This is a genomic window from Actinacidiphila sp. bgisy145, from assembly GCF_057708125.1.
This window is the reverse complement of sequence record NZ_JBYIRL010000042.1, coordinates 1-14,650: the sequence shown is the minus strand read 5'-3', so window position 1 is coordinate 14,650 and position 14,650 is coordinate 1. Positions and strand designations below refer to the sequence as shown.

At 74.9% G+C, this 14,650-nt stretch carries 14 protein-coding genes; 7 read left to right on the top strand and 7 right to left on the bottom strand.

Annotation, left to right across the window (positions count from 1 at the left end; all coding sequences use genetic code 11):
* Positions 1 to 3 precede the first annotated feature (3 nt).
* From AC3ERT_RS29945 to AC3ERT_RS29930, 4 genes are all read right to left on the bottom strand, one after another.
* Positions 4 to 1,008 carry an iron-siderophore ABC transporter substrate-binding protein gene (locus tag AC3ERT_RS29945; protein ID WP_335977044.1) on the bottom strand — a complete coding sequence of 335 codons (1,005 nt, stop codon included), beginning with the start codon at positions 1,006 to 1,008 and terminating at the stop codon, positions 4 to 6.
* A complete protein-coding gene (locus AC3ERT_RS29940) occupies positions 1,005 to 1,886 on the bottom strand; it encodes an ABC transporter ATP-binding protein (RefSeq protein ID WP_335977047.1) in 882 nt (293 codons plus the stop codon). Before AC3ERT_RS29940 ends, AC3ERT_RS29945 begins: the two co-directional genes overlap by 4 nt.
* A 159-nt stretch (positions 1,887 to 2,045) precedes the next feature.
* A complete protein-coding gene (locus tag AC3ERT_RS29935) occupies positions 2,046 to 2,825 on the bottom strand; it encodes a VOC family protein (RefSeq protein WP_335977052.1) in 780 nt (259 codons plus the stop codon).
* Between the two features lie 237 nt (positions 2,826 to 3,062).
* Complete coding sequence (locus AC3ERT_RS29930; RefSeq protein ID WP_335977563.1) at positions 3,063 to 3,461, bottom strand: winged helix-turn-helix transcriptional regulator; 399 nt, start codon at positions 3,459 to 3,461, stop codon at positions 3,063 to 3,065.
* A gap of 133 nt (positions 3,462 to 3,594) precedes the next feature.
* On the opposite strand from AC3ERT_RS29930, the gene AC3ERT_RS29925 reads away from it, so the two are divergent.
* Together AC3ERT_RS29925 and AC3ERT_RS29920 are read left to right on the top strand one after the other, a co-directional pair.
* Entirely contained in the window at positions 3,595 to 4,449 is an 855-nt protein-coding gene (locus AC3ERT_RS29925) for an NmrA family NAD(P)-binding protein (protein ID WP_435177911.1), read from the top strand.
* Between the two features lie 198 nt (positions 4,450 to 4,647).
* On the top strand, positions 4,648 to 5,661 hold the full coding sequence (locus AC3ERT_RS29920; protein ID WP_335977056.1) for an SMP-30/gluconolactonase/LRE family protein: 1,014 nt from the start codon (positions 4,648 to 4,650) through the stop codon (positions 5,659 to 5,661).
* 13 nt (positions 5,662 to 5,674) lie between these two features.
* On the opposite strand, the gene AC3ERT_RS29915 is transcribed toward AC3ERT_RS29920, so the two are convergent.
* A complete protein-coding gene (locus AC3ERT_RS29915; RefSeq protein WP_435133833.1) occupies positions 5,675 to 6,253 on the bottom strand; it encodes a TetR/AcrR family transcriptional regulator in 579 nt (192 codons plus the stop codon).
* Positions 6,254 to 6,324: 71 nt separating this feature from the next.
* Here AC3ERT_RS29915 and AC3ERT_RS29910 point away from each other — a divergent pair, with 71 nt between their 5' ends.
* The 4 genes from AC3ERT_RS29910 (at position 6,325) to AC3ERT_RS29895 (ending at position 12,159) form a co-directional block, all read left to right on the top strand.
* Entirely contained in the window at positions 6,325 to 7,221 is an 897-nt protein-coding gene (locus tag AC3ERT_RS29910) for an NADP-dependent oxidoreductase (RefSeq protein ID WP_335977061.1), read from the top strand.
* Positions 7,222 to 7,334: 113 nt separating this feature from the next.
* Positions 7,335 to 7,955, top strand: a complete 621-nt coding sequence (locus tag AC3ERT_RS29905; protein ID WP_435177908.1) for a hypothetical protein — start codon at positions 7,335 to 7,337, stop codon at positions 7,953 to 7,955.
* 145 nt (positions 7,956 to 8,100) lie between these two features.
* Positions 8,101 to 8,502 carry an SH3 domain-containing protein gene (locus AC3ERT_RS29900; protein ID WP_435133825.1) on the top strand — a complete coding sequence of 134 codons (402 nt, stop codon included), beginning with the start codon at positions 8,101 to 8,103 and terminating at the stop codon, positions 8,500 to 8,502.
* A gap of 315 nt (positions 8,503 to 8,817) precedes the next feature.
* Positions 8,818 to 12,159 (top strand): AfsR/SARP family transcriptional regulator, encoded by a 3,342-nt coding sequence (locus AC3ERT_RS29895; protein ID WP_435177906.1) that lies wholly within the window; start codon positions 8,818 to 8,820, stop codon positions 12,157 to 12,159.
* A gap of 82 nt (positions 12,160 to 12,241) precedes the next feature.
* Here AC3ERT_RS29895 and AC3ERT_RS29890 read toward each other — a convergent pair whose 3' ends face one another.
* Entirely contained in the window at positions 12,242 to 12,568 is a 327-nt protein-coding gene (locus tag AC3ERT_RS29890; RefSeq protein ID WP_435133819.1) for an ArsR/SmtB family transcription factor, read from the bottom strand.
* A gap of 84 nt (positions 12,569 to 12,652) precedes the next feature.
* Between AC3ERT_RS29890 and AC3ERT_RS29885 the strand changes: the two genes are divergently transcribed.
* A complete protein-coding gene (locus AC3ERT_RS29885) occupies positions 12,653 to 13,903 on the top strand; it encodes an MFS transporter (RefSeq protein ID WP_435177904.1) in 1,251 nt (416 codons plus the stop codon).
* Positions 13,904 to 13,914: 11 nt separating this feature from the next.
* On the opposite strand, the gene AC3ERT_RS29880 is transcribed toward AC3ERT_RS29885, so the two are convergent.
* Complete coding sequence (locus tag AC3ERT_RS29880; RefSeq protein WP_435177902.1) at positions 13,915 to 14,559, bottom strand: hypothetical protein; 645 nt, start codon at positions 14,557 to 14,559, stop codon at positions 13,915 to 13,917.
* Positions 14,560 to 14,650 lie beyond the last annotated feature (91 nt).

Here is a 14,650-nt window from a genome sequence, read left to right as displayed (position 1 = left end):
GCGCTACTTCGTGAGGGCGGCGACGAGGCCGTCGATGTACGCCTCCATCGACTCCGGGCCGCCGAACATCCACATGCCGTCGGGCAGCCGGTGGACCTGCCCGGCCTTCACGAACGCCAGCGACTTCCACACCGCGTTCTTGGCGAGGTTGGTCGCGAACGGGTCGCCGTCGGAGTCGTTCTGCTCGTACACGAACTGGACGTCGCCCAGGCCCGTGAGCCCTTCGACGTCGGTGCTGGCCAGGCCGTACGCCTTGTCGCCCTTGAGGGTCCAGGCGTTCTTCAGGCCCAACTCCTCGTTGACGGCGCCGATGAGGGAACCGCTGGTGTAGCCGCGGACGGTGACCTGGTTGGAGACCACGTAGCTGTCGGCGAAGGCGACCTTCTTGCCGGCCAGGCCGGCGGCCTTCAGCTTCGCGGCGCCGTCGGCGACCTTGGCGGTGAAGGCGTTCTTCACCTCGGTGGCCTTGGCGGTGGTGCCGGTGGCCTTGGCGATCAGGTCCAGGCCCTTGGTCATCGTGCCGATCTGGTCGGCGGCGTCGGCGGGCTTGACCACCAGGACGGTGGAGACCTTGCGCAGCTGCTTGATCACGGACGCCGACAGGTCGGTGGTGGCCACCACGAGGTCGGGGGTGAGGGCGGCGATGGTGTCGGTGCTGGGTTCGCCGCGGGTGCCGATGTCCTTGGGCGAGCCGGTCAGCGGGGCGGCCTTGTCCCAGGTGGTGTAGCCCTTGACGTCGGCGACGCCGGCCGGGGCGACGCCGAGCGCGACCAGGTCCTCGACGACGTCCCACTCGGTGGCGACGACACGGGTGGCCGGGTGGTCGAGGTGGACGGTGGTGCCGGAGGCGTCGGTGAGCGTGACCGGGCCGGCGGCGGCCGTCGAACTCCCGGCGGTCGACGAGGACTTCGCGGAGTCGTCGGACTTCTCGGTGGTGCCGCAGCCGGCCAGCACCAGGGCGGCGGCGACGGCGGTGGATACGGTCGCGGCGGCGGGAAGACGTCTCATGACGGGGTGTGGTGCCTTTCGCTTCGTGCGTGGTGGCGGCCGATCGCGCGGGTGCGCGGCCGGCCGGTCGCGGGGTCGGTGTCCACGGTGATCCGGATGCCGTAGACCTCGGTGAGGCGGTCCGGCGTCAGCACCTCCTCGGGGGTGCCGTCGGCCACGATGCGCCCGTCGTGGAGCAGGGCGACCCGGTCGGCGACGGCCGCCGCCTGGTCGAGGTCGTGCAGGACCACGCCGACGGCGATGCCGTGGTCGTCGGCGAGGTCGCGGATCAGGTCGAGGAGTTCGACCTGGTAGCGCAGGTCGAGGTAGGTGGTCGGCTCGTCGAGCAGCAGGACGCCGGTCTCCTGGGCGAGGCAGCCGGCGAGCCAGACCCGCTGGAGCTGCCCGCCGGACAGGTGGTCCACGCCGCGGCCGGACAGCTGCTCCAGCCCGGTCAGGGCCAGCGCCCGCGCCACCGCCTCGGTGCCGCCGGGGTCGGCCCGCCCCCACCGGCCGCGGTAGGGGTAGCGGCCGAACTCCACGACGTCGCGCACCGTCAGGCCGCTCGGCGTGGGCCGGCTCTGGGTCAGCAGCGCGATCCTGCGGGCGAACTCCCGCGCGGACAGCGCGATGCAGTCCGCCGCGTCCTCGGTGCCGCCGTCGAGCGTCAACGACCCGGTGCGCGGCTGCTGGAGGCGCGCGAGGGTGCGCAGCAGCGTCGACTTCCCGCTGCCGTTCGGCCCGACGAGCGCGGCGACCTCGGCCGGCCGCAGGGTGATCGCGACGTCGTGGACGACGTCGACGCCGTCGTACGCGACGGTCACGCCCTCGGCCGCGAGCTCGTGCCCCCGCCGTGGCGGCGCTGCCGCCGGCCTGGATGTCCCTTCCCCAACTCTCACGTGAATTAGGATAGCCTTACTTTACTTTCCGCTGTTCAACGGGGGTGTTCCCGGCGGTGAACGGCCACGCAACAGGCGCCGCCGCTCCCGGAGTTCGGAGCGGCGGCGCCTGGGGGAAACCGCGGTGCGGTGCGGCGGTACTACGGCGGTACGGCGGTACTACATCGGCTTCGGCTTGATCATCGCGAACGCGGCGCCCTGCGGGTCGGCCACCACGGACATCCGGCCCGCGACCATGTCGAACGGCGGGAGCAGGACGCTGCCGCCGCCCCGCACCAGGGCGTCCACGGTGGAGTCCACGTCGTCCACCGCGAAGTACGACAGCCAGTGCGCGGGGGTGCCGGGCGGGTCGTTGTCCAACTGGGTGGCGCCGCCGACGGTCCGGTCGCCGGCGCGCAGCTCCCAGTAGCCGTCCGCGCCCTCCATCGGCCTGATCTCCATGCCGAACACCTCGCCGTAGAAGGCGGTGGCGCCCGGCACGTCGGTGGTGTGCAGGTCGTTCCAGATCAGCGCGCCGGGCTCGTTGGCGATGCCGACGCCGGAGAAGTCGCCGGGCTGCCACACGCCGAAGACGACGCCCTGCGGGTCGGCGGCGATCAGCATCCGCCCGAGGCCGCCGACGTCCATCACCGGCGCGATGAGGGTGCCGCCCGCGCCGACGATCGCGTCCTGGGTGGCCTGCGCGTCGGTCGTGGCCAGGTAGGCGGTCCACACGGTCGGCGGCACCGGCTGGCCCTCGGCCGCCATCGCCCGGCCGATCCCGGCGACCGGCCGACCCTTCAGCTCGCAGACCGCGTACCCGCCGAACTGCTCCCCGCCGACCTCGCCCTGCCAACCGAGCAGGTCGCGGTAGAAGTCCAGCGCGGCCTGCTGGTCCTGTGCCATCAGATCGATCCAGCACGGGGTGCCGGTCGCGAACGGAGTGGTGACTTCGGACATTCTCGCCCTCTCTGGGTGCGGCCTCGGTACGGCTCACCGCGTACGGCCCACGGCTGTACGGCTTTCACCGCTCACCGCTCACCGCTACCGCTCACGGCTCTACGGCTCACGGCTCTACGGCTCCGGGCGCCCAGCCTCCCGCCGCACCCACCGCCCCCGGGCCCCCGACACGCGGGCGCAGCCGGCACGCCCCCCGGAAGGCGGTCCGCCGCCGGGCACCACCGGCGGCCGGTACGGCTACCGCCCGCCGTCGCGCCCGTCGTACTCCTCGCGCGCCGCGAGCACCTCCTCGACGTGCCGCACCGACCACTCCGTCAGCGCCTTGAGCGGCTCCCGCAGCGTCTGCCCGAGCCCGGTCAGTTCGTACTCCACCCGGATCGGCACCTCCGGGTACACCGTCCGCCGCACCAGCCCGTCCCGCTCCAGCGTCCGCAGCGTCTGCGTGAGCATCTTCTCGCTCACCCCGGCGAGCGCCTGCCGCAGCCGCGTGAAGCGGCAGGCCCCGTGCCGGGCCAGCTCGCCGAGCACGAGCACCGCCCACTTGCTGCCGATCTGGTCGAGCAGGTCACGCGACGGGCAGCCCCGCGTGTACGGGTCCCAGGACGGTGTGGGCTCGATCACCTCGCCTGCGCGCACCACGCGCCTCACCTCGTTCCTTTCGCAGAGGTGGCCACCTTACCCGGAAGTGGCTCCTTACTGAAGGAGAGCGACCAGGTCATCCTGGGTTTCTCGGCGCGGAAAGCCCGCGTCGGAGAGGAGTTGAAGACCTATGACGACCGTGGTCACCGCGGCCTCAGGACAGCTGGGGCGGCTCACCGTGGAAGCGCTGCTGGCCCGCGGGGTGCCGGCCGCCGACATCGTGGCGACCAGCCGCGACCCCCGCCGGATCGCGGACCTCGCCGACCGCGGCGTGACCGTGCGCCGGGCCGACTTCGCCGACCCGGCGAGCCTGCCCGCGGCCTTCGAGGGCGTGGACAAGCTGCTGCTGGTCTCGACCACGACCCCGTCCGAGCGCGTCGCCAACCACCGCCGGGCCGTCGACGCGGCGGTGGCGGCGGGCGCGTCGCTGGTGGCGTACACGAGCATGCTGCGCGCGGAAACCTCCGGCACGATCCTGGCGGCCACCCACCACGCCACCGAGCAGTACCTGCGCGAGCGCGTCCCGACGGTGCTGCTGCGCAACGGCTGGTACCTGGAGAACTACACCGTCCAGCTCCCGCAGGTGCGCGCCGCCGGGGCGCTGGTCGGGGCGGCCGGGCAGGGCCGGATCAGCGCCGCCACCCGGGCCGACTACGCCGACGCCGCCGCGGTCGCGCTGAGCACCGACGGCCACGCCGGGCAGGTCTACGAACTGGGCGGCGACGAGGCGTTCACCCTCGACGAGCTGGCCGCGGTGATCGCGGCCGCCACCGGGGAGCCGATCGCCTACCGCGACCTGGCGCCCGAGGTGTTCGCGAAGGTGCTGGTCGAGGCCGGGGTGCCCGCCGAACTGGCGGAGGTCCTGGTGGACGCCGATCTGGCCATGGGCCGCGACGAGTTGTTCACCGACTCCGGCGATTTGCGCCGCCTGATCGGCCGCCCGACCACCACCCCGGCCGAGGCGGTCGCCGCCGCACTGGCCTGACCCGCCGTGCGCCGCCCCGCCGGACCCGGGCCCGTAAGCACCACCCGCCCCAGGGTGCCTGCCCGACGGCACCCACCGACGGCACCTGCCCGGCCGCGCTTCCCGCCGGTCCCCTCCCCCGGACGGCGCCTTTCGGTGCGGCCGCCCGGACGTATCCACTCCCTCCCGGCCGCGACGGCCGGGGAAAGGTCCCCCTCCATGTCCCACCGCACACTCAACCACGCCGTCGCGCCCGCCACTTGGCGGCGCGGCGCCCTCACCCTCGGCGCCCTCGCCGCGGCCTCGGCCGCGCTGGTCACCACCGCGTTCCCCGCCGCCGCGGCGCCCGCCCACCGGCCCGGTGACGCCTCCGCCGCCTACCCGATCACGGTCGACGGCAGTGACGCGTTCCCCGAGAGCATCGCCGCCGACCGCCACCACGTCTACACCGGCAGCATCGCCGACGGCACCGTCTACCGCGGCAGCCCCGGCGCGAAGAGGCTCGAACCCTTCCTGCCCGCGGGGCAGGACGGCCGCACCCAGGCCACCGGGATCAAGACCGCGGGCGACCGCCTGCTGGTCGCCGGCGCGTTCACCGGCCGGTTCTTCGTCTACACCGACGCCGGGCAGCTCGTCTCCTCCTACCGCGTCCCGGACACCGGCGAGAAGACGCTGGTCAACGACGAGGCCGTGGCACCGAACGGCGACGTCTACCTCACGGACTCCCTGCGCGCGGTGGTCTACCGGGTGCCGGCCGCCGAGGTGCACGCCCCCGCCACCGGCGCCCAGCGCACGCTCCAGGTCGCCTACCGCCTGCCGGACTACGTGGCCGGGCAGTCCAACGGCAACGGCATCGTCACCAGCCCCGACGGCAGGTCGCTGATCATCGGCTACTGGTACAGCGGCGCGCTCTACCGGCTCACCCTCGCCACCGGCGAGGTGCACCGGATCGCCGCGCCCGCGCTGCCCAGCGCCGACGGGATCGTCCGGCGGGGGAACACGCTGTACGTCGCGCGCTCCGTCGACAACGAGGTGGACACCCTGCGGCTGTCCGCGGGCGCCGACCGGGCCGATGTCGTCGCCACCCGCACCTACCCCGGGGCCGACACCGTCACCGGCGTGGCGGTCAGCCGCGGACGGCTGCTGGTGACCAACTCCCAGATGGACACGTACCTCTACGGTGATCCGCAGACCAGCCCCGACTTCACCGTCGAGAGCCTGCCGCTGCGCTGACCCCGCGGCGCGGTCAGGTGCGGGCGGACGCCTGCCAGGCCGCCTCGACCATCACGAAGACCTCGTCCACCGCGGCCTGCGGGTCGGGCGCCTCACGCGCCACCGCGTACGCGTCGATCACGAACCTGGCGATCGCCCGGCAGGCCGTGGGGGTCCGGGCCAGGGCGGGGTCGGCGGCCATGGCCGCCGCCAGCGACTCCGCGTGCCGCAGCCGCATCGACTCCTCGTACTCCCGCAGGGCGGGCGAGGAGTCGATCATCCGCCAGGTCGGGGCGGCGGCGTCGGCCGTGCAGTGCCGCACCAGCGCCTGGATCTCGCGGCGCAGCGCCGGGACGAGCGGTTCGTCCGGGGCCCGTTCGCCGACCGCCCGCAGGAGGCTCTGCTCGAACTGCGTGTCCTGCTCGAAGACCAGCGCCTCTTTGGCGGCGAAGTGGGAGAAGAGCGTGGTCACGGCGACATCGGCCTCGGCGGCCACGTCACGGATGCCCACCGCGTCGTATCCCCGCTCCAGGAAGAGCCGCATCGCGGTGTCCGCGATCTTCTGGCGGGTCGCGGCCTTCTTGCGCTCGCGGCGCCCGGGCGGCGTGGTCATGATGATCACCTTAGCAGATACAAAACAATATCTGTTTCAAAAAACTAACCGTTAGTGCTATGGTCGGCGGCATGAGGAAAGTGAGCCACGCCGAGTTCGGCGGTCCCGAAGTGCTGCGCCTGATCGACGCCGAGGAGCCCCACGCGGGCCCGGAACAGGTGCGCGTCGCCGTGCGCGCGGCGGGGGTGAACCCCGTCGACTGGCGGATACGCGAGGGCCAGAAGCTGTCCGCGCACCCGGTCGAACTGCCCGCCGGGGTCGGGCTGGACGCCGCCGGGGTGGTGGACGAGGTCGGCCCGGGCGTGACGGGCGTCGCCGTCGGCGACCACGTGTTCGGCGAAGGGACCGACACCTACGCCGAGTTCGCGGTGCTGTCCGCGTGGGCGCGGATGCCCGCGGGCCTGAGTTTCGAGGAGGCGGCCGGATACCCGTCGGTCGTGGAGACCGCGCTGCGCGTCCTGCGCGAGGTGGGGATACAGCCCGGGCAGACGCTGCTGGTCAGCGGGGCGGCGGGCGGCGTCGGCTCGGCGGTCCTCCAGATCGCCCGTGAGCGCGGCATCGCGGTGGTCGGCACCGCGGGGGCCGCGAACCAGGACTACCTGCGCGAGCTGGGCGCCGAGGCCATCACGTACGGCGACGGCTGGGCCGAGCGGGTCCGGCGGCTCGGCCGCCCCGTCGACGCGGCCCTCGACCTGGCGGGCGCCGGCGTGGTCCGCGAACTCGTCGAACTGACCGGCGACCCGGGCGCGGTGCTCACCATCGCCGACCTCACCGCCCCGCGGTACGGCGTCCGCTTCTCCGGGGTGGCCGGGAGCGTGCCGGACGCCCTCGCCGAGGCGGCCGACCTCATCGCGCGCGGCCGGCTGCACATCCCCGTCGCGCGGTCGTACCCGCTCGACGAGGCGGCCGCCGCACACGTCGACAGCCAGGCGGGCCACACCCGGGGGCGCCGCGTCATCACCGTCTGATCCCGCGGCACCCGGCGGCCCGGAGTATCGTCCGACCGCCGCCGTCCACTTCGGCGACAGCACGAACATGACGCTGCGTCAGTAGGGGGCAACGGGTGGGAGGAGTAGCCGGGTTGGCCGGATTGGCCTACACGGCGGCAGGCGGTGTGGTGGGGGCGGCGGTCACCACGTACGTGTCCCGCGTGCACGAGCGGCGCCGGCTGCGCGCGGACGTCATGCAGCAGTTCCACCAGATCACCGCGGTACGGGACGCGGTGAGCGACGTGGTGCCGCGCCCCACCGGGCGGGTCGGCCGCGGAATCGGCACCCAACGGCGCACTGCGTCCCTGGAGTTGGGGGTCATGGCCGTGCTGGAGGACGGCGCCGACGCGGAGCGCGCGCTGCGCGCGGCCTTCTCCGGGCTCGTGGTGGCGGCGCTGTCGGCCGGAGTGCCGCGCCGGGTGCTGGACTTCGCGGGCGGCGCGGAGGAGCGCGCCCTCCAGTGCGAGGCGATCCGGCTGGCGGACCTGCGGGCCGGCGGCGTGCTGGGCGAGTCGCTCGACGTCCTGGTGACGGCGTGCGAGGAGTACCGGCGGGCCACCGCCCAGCTCCTGCTCCAGGCGCTGTGGCACCCCTGGCAGGCCAGGTGCCGTATGTACGGGCGGCTGCGCGGGCTGCGCCGGGCAGTGGACGCGCTGCACCGCCGGCAGCAGGAGGCGGTGGCCGCGCTGACGGCTGAGCTGAGAGGTTCCTGAGAGGCTGCTGAGAGAACGTGCCGCTTGAGTGGTCGCATGCCCGGCGGTGAGCAGGACGGACGGGGGACGGCAGTCGTGCGGTCATGGCTGCCGCGTCGTCCTGGGCCGCCGGGCGTCCGAATCCGCGTCAAGCTGAGGGAGAACGATGACCCGGCACACCACCCGGTTCCGCAGCCGCGCCACAGCGGTGGCGGCCGTCGCGACGGCGGTCCTGGCGCTCGGCGGCCTGTCCGCCGCCACCGCGCAGGCCGCCCCGCAGAGCGCCGGGACGCGGGCCGCCGCCACCGCGGCGCCCGCGACGCAGGCGGCGCCGATGACCACGACCACGGGGTTCTTCACCGCCGGCGGCGTCAACATCCGCTCCGGGCCCAGCACCGCCTACACCATCCTCGGCCAGGGCCAGCAGGGCCAGGCGGTGTACATCTACTGCGAGGCTCCCGGCGACTGGTACCACATCCTGGACCGCGCCACCGGCGTCAACGGCTGGTCGTACTGGCCGGACAACATCCTGATCGACTCGCTGTCGCCGAACCCGCCGGGCTGCTGACGGGCCGCGCCCCTCGTACGCGCCCGAGGCCGCACCTGGTCCGCGCACGAGCCGGGCCCGGCCGATCACCCCGTTCCGCCCGCAGGTGACGATGCGGGCGGGTCTGCCGGACCCTCGCCCCCTTCTCCGCCGCCATGGACGGAGGAGGGGGCTCGCCGCGTGCCCTCGGCCCGACCACGTGTGCCCTCCGCCCGACCGCGCCCGCCCGGGCGCCCGCTCCGCGTAAGGTGGTCGTCCCATGCGGGCGTCCACCGCCCCGCCGTGGCTCCGGTCCGCCCCGCATGGCGCTACGCACCGGGGTACGGCAGGAGATCCATGGCCACGTTGGACATCGCCGTACTCGGCCCTTTCCTGCTGCGCCTGGACGGCCACCCGGTGGAACTGCCCAGCATGCGCCAGCGCGCACTGCTCGCCGCGCTCGCGCTGCGGGCCGGCCGTACCGTGGCGAAGGGCGAACTCGTGGAGTGCGTCTGGGCGCAGCAGCCGCCCCGGCATGTGGCCTCCAGCCTGTACACGCTGGTCAACCGGCTGCGGACGCTGCTCGGTGAGGAGTCGGTGCGGACCGCGCCCGCGGGCTACCGGCTGGACGTGCCGCCGGACCGGGTGGACGCGCTGCGGTTCGAGCGGCTGCTCGACGCGTCCCGGGCCGCGTGCCCCGGCCTCCCCGCACCCGGCGCCGCCTCGCCTGCCTCGCCCGCCGCGGACGTCCCGGCGGCGCACCGGCTGGTGTGCGACGCGCTCGCGCTGTGGCGCGGCGCCCCGCTCGCGGACGTCGGCTCCCCGCACGTCGAGGACGCGTACGCCGCCGCGCTGGTCGAGCAGTACCTCGGCGCGGTGGAGCGCCGCGCCGACCTGGAACTGCGGCTGGACCGCGAGCCGTCGGCCGAACTCCTCGCCGACTTGCAGCAGTTGACCTCCCGCCACCCGTTGCGGGAGTCCCTGTGGCTGCGGCTGCTCACCGCCCTGGGTGCCGCGGGCCGCCTCGCGGAGGCGTTGGAGACGTACGAGGCGGTGCGGCGGCTGCTGGACGACCAGCTCGGCACGCTGCCGTCGGCCGAACTGCGCGCCGCCCATGAGCGGTTGCTCCGCCAGGACACCGGACCCCGGTCCGCCCGGGGGATCGCGCCGACCGGCTCGCCCACCCGACTCCCGCCGCAGGCGCCGGAGTCCGGCCCCGCCACCGCTCCTGCCCCCGCGCCGCCCTCGCTCCTGCCGGCCCGCACCGACGGCTTCGTGGGCCGCACGGCCGAACTCGCCCTGCTCGACGCGCTTCCGGCCGCCGTGGGCGACGGCAGCGGGCGTGCCGCCGTCGCCGTCGTGCACGGCATCGGCGGCGCGGGCAAGACCACGCTCACCGTGCACTGGGCGCACACCGCCGGGCGGCACTTCCCGGGCGGCCGGCTCTACGTGGACCTGCACGGCTTCGGCCCGGACACCCCGGTCGGCGCGCACCACGCGCTGGGCCTGCTGCTGGCCCAACTCGGCGTCGACCCCGACCGGATGCCCGCCGACGCCGACGAACGGCGCGCCCTGTGGCGGACGTCGCTGGCCGGGCGGCGCGCGCTGGTCGTCCTGGACAACGCGCACAGCGTGCAGCAGGTGCGGCCGCTGCTGCCGGGGGCCGGCTGCTGCGCGGTCGTCACCAGCCGCAACCGGCTCAGCGGGCTGGTCATCCGCGACGGCGCCCGCTCGGTGCCGCTGGGCGAGTTGACCGACAGCGAGGCGGCGGCGGTGCTGGCCACCGCCGTGGGCGGCGACCGTACGGCCGCGGAGCCGGAGGCGGCGGCCCGGCTGGCCCGGGTGTGCGGGCGGCTGCCGCTGCCGCTGCGGATCGTCGCGGAGCAGGTCTCCCGGCAGCCCGGGGCGACGCTCGCCGGGTTCGCCGCCCAGTTCGAGCAGGCCGCGGCGGCGGGCGGCACCGGGCCGGGCGGCAGCCTGGACGCGCTGGCCGTCGCGGACGACCCGCTCAGCGACGTACGCACGGTGCTGTCCTGGTCCTACGACCAACTCGACCCGGCCGCCGCCCGGTTGTTCCGGCTGCTGGGCCTGGTGCCCGGCGGCACCGTGGACGTCGCGGCGGCCGCCGCGCTCGCCGGGCGCCCCGCCGCCGAGACCCGCGCCTGCCTGACCGGGCTCGCCGGGCTGCACCTGCTGGAGGAGGACGGCCCGGGCCGCTACCGCGCGCACGACCTGCTGCGGGAGTACGCCGCCGAGCGCACCACCGACCAGGACCCGGCCGCGGAGCGCGCGGCGGCCCTGGAGCGGCTGCTCACCTGGTACCACCACGCGGTGGACGCCACCGTCCGCGTCCTCGCGCCGCGCTGGAACAGCCTGTGCGCGCCGGCCGGCACCCCCGCGGCGCCGCTGCCCGCGTACGACGGGGACGTGGTCGGCGCGCGCGGCTGGCTCGACGAGCGGCGCGGCGCGCTGGTCGCCGCGGTCGAACACAGCGCGCGCCAGGGGCCGTACGCCTTCGCGTGGCTGCTCGCGGACCGGCTGCGCGGGTACTTCTGGCGCAGCGTGCGGGTCACGGAGTGGCAGGCCGTCGCCGAGGCGGCGCTCACCGCGTCGGCCGCGCACGGCGACGCGGGCGCCCGCGCGGTGGCCGCTCTCAGCGCGGCCGACATGCACATGCACACCAGCCGGCCCGCCGAGGCGGTGCCGCTCTACCGGCGGGCGGGGGCGCTGGCGCGGGAGGCCGGACGGCCGGACCTCGCGGCGACCGCGCTCAACAACCTCGCCGGGACCCTGTGGCGGGCCGGGCGGCTCGCCGAGAGCGCGGAGTGCCTGCGGGAGGTGCTGGTGCTCAACCGCGAACTCGGGCGTGCACACAGCGAGTTCGGCGCGCACCTGAACCTCGCCGCGGTGTGCCTGCCGATCGGCCGCACCCGGGAGGCGCACGAACACCTATTGAAGAGCCTGGAGTTGGCCGACGGGCAGCAGGAGCGGGCCCGCGCGATGGTCAACCTGGTCGGTACGACACACGCGTTGGGCCGTCTGGACGAGGCGCTGCGGTACGCGGACATGGCGCTGCCGGCCGTCCGCGCGTCGCACGACACGACGTGGCAGGCCGACTGCCACTCCCACCTCGCGGCGATCCACTGCGACCGCGGGGCGCGGGACCTGGCGTGGGAGGCGGCGGAGGCCGCGCTGCGGGTCGCGGGCACCACGCAGGACCCGCTGGTCCAGGCGGAGTCCCTGCTCACCGCGGGCGCGGTGCGGGTGCGGTTCGCCGCCGGCGAGCCGTCGGGCGCCGAGCCCTTCTACCGCCAGGCGCTGTCCGTCGCCCGGGAGAACGGCCTGCCGTACGTGGAGGCCGGGGCCAGGACCGGGCTGTCGGAGGTCGCGGCCGCCGCCGGGCGGCTCCAGGACGCCTCCGTGCACGCGTCGGCGGCCGCCGCCTTCGCCGAGGAGCACGGGTTCGTCGTCCGCGCCGCCGACGCGCTCCTCGCGCTGGCCCGGGTCCGGCTCCGCCAGGACGACCTTGCCGCGGCGGCCGAGATCGCCGACCGGGCCGCCCGCGGCTACGCGTCGGCCGACCGGCCCGTCGGCGCGGCCCGCGCCCGCCTGCTGCGCGCCCGCGCGCTCGCGGCCCCCGCCGACCTCGCCGAGGCCGAGGCGGCCCTGACCCGCCTCGGCTGCCCCGCCGCCGACTGACCGCGCGGGCCGCCGCACCCGAGGCTGCGGGCGGCCGCCGGGAGGCAGCCGGCACCCGCCGTACCGCCGGGTCCCGAGACCGTCAGCCCTCTCGCGCGATGGCGGTCATCAGCGCGTCCAGCAGGCCCGGTGCCGCTTCCTGGAGGGTGGAGCGGCGCAGCCGGTGCCCGCGGGACGGGCCGACCATGACCGGGTGGAGGACGCCCGCCTCGACCAGGACCTTGAAGTGGTGGGTGGCGGTGGACTTGTTCAGGCCGTCGTAGAGGTCCGAGCAGGGGGCTTCGGCCGCGGGGTGCGTCGCCAGGCGGCGGACCATCTCCAGGCGCACCGGGTCCGCGAGGGCGCGCAGGAGTTTCTGGACGGGGGCGACGGGCGGCAACTGGTCGGGCGGGATCTCCCAGGACGGCATCAGACGGCTCCAAGTTTGACGTTCATCGTACTTCTCCCTAGCATCCCCGAAGTACGACCCACATCATACTTCCCTGGAGTCCTCGTGAAGGCACTCTCCCCGGGCCGCCGCGCCCAGCCATGGCGCTACGCGGCCCTCCTCGCCCTGCCCATGCTCGGGCAGGCGACCTCCGCCATCCCCTCGCCGCTCTACTCCCTGTACGCCGACAAGTGGCACTACCCGCCCTTCCTGACCACCGTCATCTTCGCCGCGTACGGGGCCGTGGCGGTCGTCGCGATCCTCGTCTCCGGGCCCCTGTCCGACCGGTACGGCCGCCGGCCCGTCCTCGTCGCCGCCGTCCTGCTGCTGCTCGCCGGGCTCGCCGTCTTCGTCGGTGCCGCGGGGCCCGGGTACCTCGTCGTGGCGCGGATGCTCAACGGCCTGGGGATCGGCACGATCGTCGTCGTCGGCGGGGCCGCGCTCCTGGACGTGGACCCCGAGCGGGCCGCCCGCAGCGGGACCCTCACCGCCATCGCGTTCAACGTCGGCATCGCCGTCGCCGCGCTCGGCACCGCGGGCCTGGCCCAGACCGGCTTCCACCCCCTGGTCCTGCCCTACCTCGCCGACGCGGCCATCGCCCTCGTCCTGCTCGTCCTCCTCCTGGCGATGCGCGAACCGCACCCCTCGGCCGGTGCCGCGCCACTGGGAATCCCCCGTCCGCAGGTGCCCCGGGAGATCCGCGGGCGCTTCGTCTTCGCCGTGATCGGCGCCAGCGCCGCCTGGGCCGTGCTCGGGGTCTGCTTCTCGCTGGAGCCGTCGATCGCCGCCGACGCCGCGCACGTCCACGGACCGTTCTTCGGCGGTGTCGTCATCGCGGCCGTGACCCTCGCCGCGGCCCTCACCCAGGTCATCAGCGCCCGCCACCCGGCCCGCACCGTCGCCCTTGTCGGCGACACGGCGCTCGCCGTGCTCATGCTGGCCGGGGTGGGCGGCTTCGCGACCGGCAACGCCGTCGTCATCATCGCCACGGTCGCACTCCAGGGCGGCGCCTACGGGCTCGCCTTCGGCGGCTCCCTGCGCCACCTGACCGCACGCATCCCCGCCGAACGGCGCGGGGCCGTCATGTCCATGTTCTACCTGCTCGCGTACGGTGCGCTCATCACGCCCACGCTGCTCGTCGGCATCGGCGCGACCGTCTGGAGCGCCACCGCGATCTTCCCGGTCTTCTCCGTGCTCGCGGCCCTGCTGTGCCTGTCCGCCGTGGCCGTCGAGCGCGTGCCGGGGCGCCGAGCAGGCCGCCTCACGCCCACGCAGGCGTCGGCGGCCGAGGCGGCGCGGATGAGCGAGGTCGACTGACCCGCGGGGCCTCACCGGATGCGGTGGGTGGCCCGGTCGAAGGTCAGCCGGAACTGCGGCAGCCGTATCCGCTTCGGGTCGAGCAGGTCGATCAGCTCGACCAACTGCTGCTGGACGACCTGGAGTCGGGCCACGGCGGGCGCGGTGTCCGCCGCGAGGCGGTCCACATCGGCCAGCAGCACGCCGAACCAGCCGGCGAAGGCGGCGTCCTGGTCCAGCTTCCCGCAGAACTCGGCGTAGCCCAGGCAGCGCCTACGGCCCGGCTCGCCGTCGGGGTGGATCATCAGCTCGCCGACCGCCCGCTGCTGGGCGCGGAACAGCCGCAGTTCGCTGCTCGCCACGTCGATCTTCGACAGGCTCGACCCGATCCGGGAGATCTGGAGCGTCACCTGCGAGTTGAGCCGGCTGGTGCCCAGGTCCAGGAACTGCACGTCCCGGCGCAGGATCTCCACCCAGCCCAGGTACTCCGCGAGCACGAACACGGTGCTGCGCCGGACGAACTCCGCGTCCCGGTCGCTGCCCCGCGTCAGGAACGACGTCAGGAAACCGTTCCCCCGCGACGGGTCCAGGTCGATCACATGGCCGTGCAGGACGTTGTACAGCCGGGTCTGGAGGTCGTACGCGGCCCACACCAGCGAGGCGCCGTACCGGTCCATGTACGTGCGCTGCTCCCACGAGCGCAGGCGCCGCTGCTGCCATTGACTTCCGCTCCCCGGGCTAAAGCCCGGGGATTCCTACCACGGTCGA

Bases quoted from the DNA above. Each gene is read 5' to 3' on its own strand.
- AC3ERT_RS29880 (WP_435177902.1), bottom strand. From the start codon at position 14,559: ATGGACCGGTACGGCGCCTCGCTGGTGTGGGCCGCGTACGACCTCCAG.
- AC3ERT_RS29900 (WP_435133825.1), top strand. From the start codon at position 8,101: ATGACCCGGCACACCACCCGGTTCCGCAGCCGCGCCACAGCGGTGGCG.
- AC3ERT_RS29920 (WP_335977056.1), top strand. From the start codon at position 4,648: ATGTCCCACCGCACACTCAACCACGCCGTCGCGCCCGCCACTTGGCGG.
- AC3ERT_RS29890 (WP_435133819.1), bottom strand. From the start codon at position 12,568: ATGCCGTCCTGGGAGATCCCGCCCGACCAGTTGCCGCCCGTCGCCCCC.
- AC3ERT_RS29945 (WP_335977044.1), bottom strand. From the start codon at position 1,008: ATGAGACGTCTTCCCGCCGCCGCGACCGTATCCACCGCCGTCGCCGCC.
- AC3ERT_RS29910 (WP_335977061.1), top strand. From the start codon at position 6,325: ATGAGGAAAGTGAGCCACGCCGAGTTCGGCGGTCCCGAAGTGCTGCGC.
- AC3ERT_RS29925 (WP_435177911.1), top strand. From the start codon at position 3,595: ATGACGACCGTGGTCACCGCGGCCTCAGGACAGCTGGGGCGGCTCACC.
- AC3ERT_RS29915 (WP_435133833.1), bottom strand. From the start codon at position 6,253: ATGACCACGCCGCCCGGGCGCCGCGAGCGCAAGAAGGCCGCGACCCGC.
- AC3ERT_RS29895 (WP_435177906.1), top strand. From the start codon at position 8,818: ATGGCCACGTTGGACATCGCCGTACTCGGCCCTTTCCTGCTGCGCCTG.
- AC3ERT_RS29935 (WP_335977052.1), bottom strand. From the start codon at position 2,825: ATGTCCGAAGTCACCACTCCGTTCGCGACCGGCACCCCGTGCTGGATC.